Raw genomic sequence first — 7,380 nt, 5'->3', positions numbered from 1 at the left:
GGTTGTGGCTTTGCCCCCGCTCCGGGGGGTGGCGCCTGTTTTTCTGTATCACGTTGTGGCCCCCTTTCTCCCCGTCCTAACACACCTCTGGGGGGGGGCGCGGGACGGTTCGTCCCGCGCCGACGGCCTTCGGATGAGGTGCTCAGAACACCGGCTGGCCGGCGCGCACCAGGCGCCAGGAGTCGGTGAAGAAGTCTGCCGGGTCGATGACGCCCTTGGCCTTCACCCAGGCGATCATCGTGTTGCGGATCTCGTCCGAGTTCGACCAGACCAGCTTGGCCTGCGCCACGTGCGGGAAGTTGCCGCCGCCGTTGGCACGGTAGTTGTTGACCGCCAGGACGAACTGCGCGGCCGGGTCGATCGGCTTGCCCTGGAACGACAGGTTGACGATCCGCTGCCCCTTCGGCTGCGCGATGTCGATGTCGTAGCTCAGCCCGTACAGCGAGTCGTAGTTGTAGTCCGGCGTGGTCTCCGCGCCGGTCAGCGCGTCCTTGTCGACCGGCGCGCCCGGGGCCAGCTGGTTGTAGTACTTGGCCGAGAACTCCAGGTAGTCCTTCAGCTGCGCACCCGTCAGGACGCGCGCCTCCAGCGTGTTCTCGTAGATGTACAGACCCGCCGCGTCGCGCAGCTTCACCTGGCCCGCCGGGATCAGCGCCGTCCGGTTGAACGGCGCCGCCTGCGCCAGCACCGGCAGGTTGGCGTACTGCCCGCCCGCCAGCGCCGCCTTCACCGCGTCCGCCTGCACCCGGCCGATCAGGTCGATGATCGGGGTCGCCCGGAACCGCGCCTCGGCGATCGACAGATCCGTCTTGCAGGTGCCGATCTGCTGGTTGACGTACGCCACGACCTTCTTGTGCTGCTCGGTCAGCGCGTCCACGATCTCCGGGTTCTCCGGCACGGTGTTGGAGTTCAGCACCCGCGAGGACACCGAGAGGACCTTCCACGCGCCGTCGGCGAACTCGACGTCGAAGTCGAAGCAGCTCAGGCGCTGGCCCCAGCACAGCGGCTCGGAGAGCACCACGGTCCTGCCGGTCTTCTTGTTGACGATCAGCCGCTGCGCCACCTCCTTGTGGGTGTGGCCCACCAGCACCGCGTCGATGCCCGGAACGGTCTCGGCCATCTCGCCGGAGGCGTCCTCGGGCCAGGGCAGCTGGTCGCCGTAGGTGGTCGGCTCGTCGATGCCGGAGTGGGCGGAGACGACGATGACGTCCGCGCCCGCGGCCTTCATCCGGGGCACGTACTTGGCGGCCGTCTCGACGATGCCCGGGAAGACCATCTTGCCGGTGACGTTGGCCTTGTCCCAGATCGCGATGCCCGGGTTGGTGAGACCGAGGATGCCGACCTTCAGCGGGGTGTCCTCGTCCAGCCACACCTCCTTGATCACGTACGGCTTGAAGGCCGGCTTCTCGTTCTTCGCGTGCAGCGCGTTGGCGCCCAGCAGCGGGAACTCCAGCTGGTCCTCGAAGGCCTTCACGGTGGGGATGCCGTAGTTGAACTCGTGGTTGCCGAGCGCGGCGGCGTCGTAGCCCATGAGGTTCATGGCGACGGCCATGGGGTGGTCGGGCACGTTGTCGCCGTCGGTGGCGATCGGCTCGATCCGGGCGTAGTAGTAGGTCAGCTGGGTGCCCTGGATGATGTCGCCGGAGTCGATCAGCAGGCAGCGGTCCCAGCCCTTCTCCTCGCGGACCTGGTTGGCCAGGGTGGAGATCTTGGCGAGGCCGACGTCGTTGTGCGCCTTGTCGGCGTACACGGCGTCGGTGAAGTAGTCCCAGTTGAGCACCCGGCCGTGCAGGTCGGTGGTGCCCATGACGGTGAAGGCCTGCTTGCGGCCCTTGCGCTTGCCCTTGGCGGCCGCCGGAGCCGGCTCGGCGGCCACGGCGGCGGGGGCGGCGGCGACGACTGCTCCGCCGGTCAGGGCGGCGCCTGCTGCGGTGGCGGCGGACCGGGTGACGAAGTCACGGCGGTTCAGGGGCATGGACGACTCTCCCGGGTGGGGACTGACGGGCCGATGGTCCGTCAACTGGTGTTCGGGTGGCGTGCCGACGCGCATCGACGCGCGTAGAAGGACGCGCGTAGAAGTGTGCCGTGCGGGCCCGGCCGGTGGATAGCCCTCCGACGTTTCCAGCAGGTGAGATCTTGGCGACTCGTTCGTGACGGGGGTGCGCGGAGGGCGGGGTGGTAAGGGGCCCCGGCCGGGCCCTGTCCGGTTTCCTCGGAGGGGGGCAGGGCCCTCGGGGGCAGGGCCCTCAGTTCAGGTCCGCGACCAGTCGGCGCACCTCGCGGCCGAGCTCCGCCTCCGGATCCGGGGCGTCCGGCCCCGCCCACGGCCGCCAGGTCAGCGCCCGCAGGTAGCCGGCCACCGCCACCGGCAGCCGGTGCCGCACGATCTCCTCGGGCACCGGCCCCGGCTCCGCCGAGCGCAGCGCCGCCAGCAGGCCCGCCACACCGACCGAATCCGGCAGCGGCACCGTGGCCAGGTAGTCGGCCAGCGCCGCGAGCTCGGGATCGGGTCGCGGTGCGAGCTCCGGCGCGGGCTCCGGTTCCGGCCTGGGCGTCGACGTGGAAGCCGTCGACGGCCCCGGCGGCACCAGCGGATCGACGGGCAGGACGACGGGCGGCACGACGGGCGGGTCCGTCCGCGCGCCCGGCGTCAGCAGCGCGCCCGCCCCGTACAGCCCCGCCACCACCGCCGGCCACCACGCCCCGCCCAGCCCGGCGAAGTGCAGCCCCAGTCCCACCGCGCCGCCCCCGCAGCCGACCAGGTTCCGGGCCGACTCCAGGTACCGCAGCACCCGTCGGCCGAACCCGTCACTGGTAGCCACGAATCTCCTCGAACACCCCGTCCAGCGAACCCGACCCGTCGAACAGCTTGCCGCCGCTCACGTCCGCGATCCCCTGCAACTGGCTCACCGCCGCCTCCCCGAACTTGATCGGGAACACCGGGATCGACTTCTGCCCGGCCGGCAGCCCGTCGTGGAACCGCTTGAAGTCGCCGTCCGAAGCCCCCTCGTTGCTCTCCCCGTCGGTCATCAGCACGATCGACGTGAACCGGTCGTCCCCCGCCGCCGACTGCTGCCGGTCGATCACCCGGTACGCCTCCTCCAGCGAGTCGTACAGCGCCGTACCCCCCGACGCCGCCAGCGACTGCACGTCCGCGTCGATCGACGCCAGCTCCGCCTCCGGGCCCGGCTTGCTCCCCGAGGCCGGCACGGCGTGCGTCCTCGCCCACTTCACCTTCGACGCGAAGGAGATCAGCGTCACCTCCTCGCGGTCCCGGAACCGGCGCACCGCCCGGGTGTCGTCCGCCCCCGTCAACCGGCCCAGCGCCGACTTCAGCGCCGAGATCCGCGAACCCTCCATCGACCCCGAGGTGTCCAGCACGTACACCGTCCGCGACGGCCGCCGCAGCTCGTTCTGGTACGAGGCCAGCAGCCCGTCCGCCACCGCCCGGCTCCCCGGGAACGGCAGCTCCCGGCGCCGGTCCGCCGGCAGCCCGGCCGCCGGCGACACCCCCGGCGCCACCGGGCGGCGCAGCGTCACCTCGGAGATCCGTTTCTGCACGTCCTCCTTCAACAGGTACGCCGTCAACCGCTGGAAGGAGTCCCGCTCCCGCTGCGCGGACGAGGACAGCAACGACAGCGGATAGTCCGCCGACACCACCCCGTCCACCGGGCGGATCACCGTCAACTGCTGGTCCGCCGCCAGCGACTTGTTCATCGACAGCAGCACCGACTCGTAGTTCACCAGCGCCCCGACCTTGCCCGGTTCCGCCCGGGTGTACGCCTGCGCCAGCCAGCCCGAGGAGCCCGACGTCAGCTTCTGGCCGGTGAAGAACTGCTTCAACTGCGGCGCCGCCTTCTGCACGTCCCCCTCGGTCAGCGCCGCCCCCGCACCCGAGAACGCCGAGGCCACCGCCACCAGCGTGGAGAAGCCCGAGTTCGACCGGGACGGGTCCGCCATCCCGTACGCCAGTTTCCCGGCCGACGCCGCATCCCCGATCTGCGCCCAGGAGACCTTCGAACCGTCCCCCCAGCCGAGCTCGTCGAGGACCGAGGAGCGCACCCCCACCGCCACCGGCGACACCATCACCGGCGTCTCCGACAGCACCTTCGACTTCCCCGCGTCGTCCAGCCGCAGGTACTGGTTGGACGGGAACCACACCGCGTCGTACTTGCCGTCCGCCCGGCCCGAGGACACCGCGTCCGCGCCGTCCAGCGAGCCCGTCCAGGAGAACTGCACCGTCACCCCGGTCGCCTTCCTGGCGTCCTCCAGGACCGGCGCCAGGTCCTGCAACTCGCTGCCGGCCAGTACCCGCAGCACCCCCGCCTGCGCCGTCGTGGCCGGCGGGTCGGACGGCTTCGGGCCCGGCGGGGTGGAGGTGCAGGCGGCGGCCGCCAGCAGGGTCGCCAGCGCGGCGACCGGCCAACTGTGCTTCTTCATCCGGGAGTTCACTGAGCCTTCCCCTTGGCGGCCTTGATCAGCCTGGTCAGGATGTCGGGCACGGGAATCTGCGGCTGGTTGACCTTCGCCGCCGCGAGATCGGGCGCCAGGACCGGGGTCTTGCCCTTCACCAGCGCGGCGAAGGCGTCCGGGTCGTCCTGCGGGCGGAAGCCGAACTTCGCCTCCAGCCGGCGAAGTTCGGCGTTGTCGTGCAGCTGGGCGGCCAGCCGCCGGCCGTTCGGCGTGCGGCCGACGATGGTGTGGTCGGTGTAGATGGTGGTGTCCGGGTACAGCACCACCATGTCGCCGGTCGACTCGCCCTTCAGCACCATCGCGGCGGCCTGCGACTCGTACGCGAGCACCAGCGGATTGCCGACCCCGGCCAGGAAGGCCTTGAACGGCTCGTCGCTGCTGCTCTTCTGGCCGCCCTGGATCGCCGTCGCCGTGCGCAGCACGTCCTTGGTGGCGTCGATCCCGGCCTGGTCGTAGACCACCTGGCGGTTGTTCAGCAGATACGACAGCAGGGCGATGTGCAGCGCCCCCGAGGAGGACGTCTCCGGGTCGGTGGTGGTGAGGAACACCGGGCCCTTCAACTCCGCGTGCTCGGTCGCGCCCGCGAGGTCCGGCCAGGTGCGGCCGGCCTTCAGCGCGGCCAGGTAGGCGTCCATCCGGAACGTCCACAGCCCGGTGGAATGGTCCAGGGTGGCGAGGCCGTTGCCCATCAGGACGTCCGCCACCGGGCGGTGCGCGAGGATCACCAGCGGCGAGTAGAACGGCTGGACCGGGACCTCCTTGATGTTCCAGTCCACGCGCAGCTTGTCGGCCGGCGGCTGACTGGCCGGGAACGCGAAGTCCTTCGCGTCGCCGTCCATCAGCCAGGAGCCGATGCTCTCCGCGTTCACCTTCATGCCCTGCTTGGCCAACTCGGCGACGACCTGCGGATCCTGGAAGAAGTCGCGCTTCTCCGAACCGATCAGGCCGGAGACGGTGACGATGTCGCCGCCCGGGTCGTCCTGCGGGATCAGCGCGTACGTCACCCCGCCCAGCAGGGCCAACGCCGCCAACACCCCCAGAGTGCGTCTCATGCCGAACGCCTCCCCCTCGTCCGCTACGTCGTCCGGGTGGTCACCCGGGGGTGACGAGCGTCCCGCCGGGCGGGGAGCGGCGGCCGAACCGGCGGTGAACCAAGGGTGAACACCCCTTCACGGGTTCGCATCGGAAGGCCGGACGGCGACGGCACCCGGGCAGCTGCTCGCACACCGGTCCGAGGATGTGTCAGATTGTTCAACTCGCCTTACGGCAAAGGTCATCCCGCCGTCCGGACCCGCGTCGTGGTTACGCGCCGGTAATGCCTACCCTCAGCAGTATGCGCCGAGCAAAAATCGTCTGCACCCTCGGGCCGGCCACCGACTCGTACGACCAGATCAAATCCCTGGTCGACGCCGGAATGGACATCGCCCGCTTCAACCTCAGCCACGGAACCCACGACGAGCACGAGGAACGCTACCGCCGCGTCCGCAAGGCCGCCGACGAGAGCGGCCGCAGCGTCGGCGTCCTCGTCGACCTTCAAGGCCCGAAGATCCGGCTCGACACCTTCGCCCACGGCCCCGTACTTCTCGAACGCGGCGACGAGTTCACCATCTCCACCGACAACGGCGTCGTCGGAGACAAGGACATCTGCGGCACCACCTACCCCGGCCTCGCCGCCGACGTCACCCGCGGCGAACGCATCCTCGTCGACGACGGCCGGGTCACCCTGGAGGTCGTCGAGGTCGACGGGCCGCGCGTGCGCTGCCTCGTCATCGAAGGCGGCCTCGTCTCCGACCACAAGGGCCTCAACCTCCCCGGCGTCGCCGTCTCCGTCCCCGCACTCAGCGACAAGGACGTCGCCGACCTGCGGTGGGGCCTGCGCACCGGCGCCGACCTGATCGCGCTCTCCTTCGTCCGCAGCGGCCGCGACATCGAGGACGTCCACCGGATCATGGTCGAGGAGGGGCGCCTCGTCCCCGTCATCGCCAAGATCGAGAAGCCGCAGGCGGTCGACAACCTGGAATCCATCGTCGACGCCTTCGACGGCATCATGGTGGCCCGCGGCGACCTGGGCGTGGAGATGCCCCTCGAACAGGTCCCGCTCGTCCAGAAGCGCGCCGTCAAGCTCGCCAAGCGCAACGCCAAGCCGGTCATCGTCGCCACCCAGATGCTCGACTCGATGATCAACGCCTCCCGGCCCACCCGGGCCGAGGCCTCCGACGTCGCCAACGCCGTCCTCGACGGGACCGACGCCGTGATGCTCTCCGGCGAGACCTCCGTCGGCAAGTACCCCGTCGAGACCGTCAAGACCATGAGCCGCATCATCGAGGCCGCCGAAACCGACATCCTCGCCGCCGGACTGCCGCCCCTGACCACCGGCAACAAGCCGCGCACCCAGGGCGGCGCGGTCGCCCGCGCGGCCGCCGAGATCGGCGACTTCCTGCACGCCAAGTACCTCATCGCCTTCACCCAGTCCGGCGACACCGCGCGCCGGCTGACCCGCTACCGCTCGCCCATCCCCGTCCTCGCCTTCACCTACGAACCCGCCGTCCGCAGCCAACTCGCCCTCACCTGGGGCGTCGAGACCTTCCTCGGCCCTTTCGCCCCCACCACCGACCAGATGGTCGAACAGGTCGACGCGGCCCTCCTGTCGCTCGGCCGCTGCCAGAAGGGCGACATCGTCGTCATCACCGCCGGCTCCCCGCCCGGCCTCGCCGGCTCCACCAACCTCGTCCGCGTCCACCACGTGGGGACCCTGGACAACTGACCGGCGCGGGGCGGCCCCTGCGGGGGGGGCCCCCCCCCCCCGGGGGGGGGGTGGGGGGGGGGGGGGGGGCCGGGGGGGGCCCGGCGGCATGGGGGGGGCGGCGGACGGGGGTGGGCCCGGGGGGCCGGGGGCCGGGCTCCACC

General features: G+C 71.1%; 5 protein-coding genes. 1 reads left to right on the top strand and 4 read right to left on the bottom strand.

Features of this window, described 5'->3' with window-relative positions; genetic code table 11:
- Positions 1-142: 142 nt before the first annotated feature.
- The 4 genes from ACIO9K_RS24895 to ACIO9K_RS24880 form a co-directional block, all read right to left on the bottom strand.
- Positions 143-1,975, bottom strand: a complete 1,833-nt coding sequence (locus ACIO9K_RS24895; RefSeq protein ID WP_363588921.1) for a 5'-nucleotidase C-terminal domain-containing protein — start codon at positions 1,973-1,975, stop codon at positions 143-145.
- A gap of 271 nt (positions 1,976-2,246) precedes the next feature.
- On the bottom strand, positions 2,247-2,822 hold the full coding sequence (locus tag ACIO9K_RS24890; RefSeq protein ID WP_400333227.1) for a hypothetical protein: 576 nt from the start codon (positions 2,820-2,822) through the stop codon (positions 2,247-2,249).
- The gene (locus ACIO9K_RS24885; protein ID WP_400333224.1) at positions 2,809-4,440 is read right to left on the bottom strand and encodes a VWA domain-containing protein; all 1,632 of its coding nucleotides are present in this window, start codon (positions 4,438-4,440) and stop codon (positions 2,809-2,811) included. The genes ACIO9K_RS24890 and ACIO9K_RS24885 overlap by 14 nt, the downstream gene beginning before the upstream one ends.
- A gap of 8 nt (positions 4,441-4,448) precedes the next feature.
- Positions 4,449-5,525 carry a hypothetical protein gene (locus tag ACIO9K_RS24880; RefSeq protein WP_363618940.1) on the bottom strand — a complete coding sequence of 359 codons (1,077 nt, stop codon included), beginning with the start codon at positions 5,523-5,525 and terminating at the stop codon, positions 4,449-4,451.
- 281 nt (positions 5,526-5,806) lie between these two features.
- Between ACIO9K_RS24880 and pyk the strand changes: the two genes are divergently transcribed.
- A complete protein-coding gene (pyk, locus tag ACIO9K_RS24875) occupies positions 5,807-7,237 on the top strand; it encodes a pyruvate kinase (RefSeq protein WP_400333220.1) in 1,431 nt (476 codons plus the stop codon).
- Positions 7,238-7,380: the final 143 nt, after the last annotated feature.

The sequence above is a fragment of the Kitasatospora sp. NPDC087271 genome (genome assembly GCF_044744605.1).
Classification (GTDB): Bacteria; Actinomycetota; Actinomycetes; order Streptomycetales; family Streptomycetaceae; genus Kitasatospora.
This window is presented reverse-complemented; position numbering and strand designations above follow the sequence as displayed.